1 pseudogene is annotated in these 1235 nt (G+C 62.3%); it reads left to right on the plus strand.

Annotated features, from left to right (window positions below):
• Positions 1-62 precede the first annotated feature (62 nt).
• Positions 63-1202 (plus strand): annotated as a pseudogene (locus tag E4K09_RS01500) (IS3 family transposase).
• The last annotated feature ends 33 nt before the right edge of the window (positions 1203-1235 follow it).

Raw genomic sequence — 1235 nt, forward strand, 5'->3', positions numbered from 1 at the left:
CTGACTGGGTGGAATTGGACCAGGTTGATTGAGAGAGTTGACCTGGAACCAAGGAGCTCAAGATGCCGAAGAAGAGGTTCAGTTCGGAGCAGATCATCGCCAAGTTGCGCCAGATCGAGGTGCAGCTCGCCCAGGGCAAGAGCATCGCGCTCGCCTGCAAGGACGCCGCCATCTCGGAGCAGAGTTACTTCCGCTGGCGTAAAGAGTACGGCGGTCTGCAAATCGAACAGGCTAGGCGCCTGAAGGATTTGGAGCGGGAGAACGCCCGATTGCGCCGGCTTGTGGCTGATCTCTCCCTGGAGAAACAGATCCTCAAGGATGTCGCCTCGGGAAACTTATAAGCCCCGAGCGGCGCCGGCAGGTGGTCAGCCGCATCCGGGAGGAGTACGGCCTCTCGGAGCGCCACGCCTGCCGCATCGTCAGCCAGCCACGAGGGACGCAGCGCTACGTGCCCACCCTCCGGGCTGACGAGGATACCCTGACCCAGGCCATCGTTGCACTCGCCGCGCAGTATGGGCGGTATGGCTATCGACGGATCACCGCCCTGCTGCAGCGGATCGGCTGGAAGGTGGGGCGGGATTGGGTGCAGCGCATCTGGCGCCGCGAGGGGCTCAAGGTTCCCAAGAAGCACAAGCCTCGTGCCCGGCTCTGGCTCAACGATGGCTCGTGCATTCGGCTGCGGCCCGAGCGAGCCAATCACGTCTGGAGCTTCGACTTTGTTGAGGGGCACACCCATGATGGACGGAGCCTGCGGATCATGACGCTCATCGATGAGTTCACGCGAGAATGCCTGGCCCTGAAGGTGGCACGGCGGATCAACAGCTTCGGGGTGATCGAGACGCTGGCGGACGCCATGCTGGCCAAAGGTGTGCCTGAACATGTGCGCTGCGATAATGGGCCTGAGATGGTCGCCCGGACTCTGCGGGAGTGGCTGGCGCAGCTCGGGACCAAGCCCCTGTACATCGAGCCGGGCAGCCCGTGGGAGAACGGTGACTTACGAGAGCTTCAACGGGAAACTCAGGGACGAGTGCCTGAAGCTGGAGATCTTCTACAGCCTGAAGGAGGCTCAGATCGTGATCGGCGCTTGGCGAGATCACTACAACCGCGTGCGGCCTCATTCATCCTTGGGCTACCGGCCACCCGCACCCATGACAATGGAGGCGCTCACACAGCAGCTACCCACATCCGCAAGCATGCAGTAGGCTCTCAATGCGCCTGGTCCAAAACCACGGTCA

The organism is Microvirga pakistanensis, from assembly GCF_004458765.1.
In the GTDB taxonomy this organism is placed as follows: domain Bacteria; phylum Pseudomonadota; class Alphaproteobacteria; order Rhizobiales; family Beijerinckiaceae; genus Microvirga; species Microvirga pakistanensis.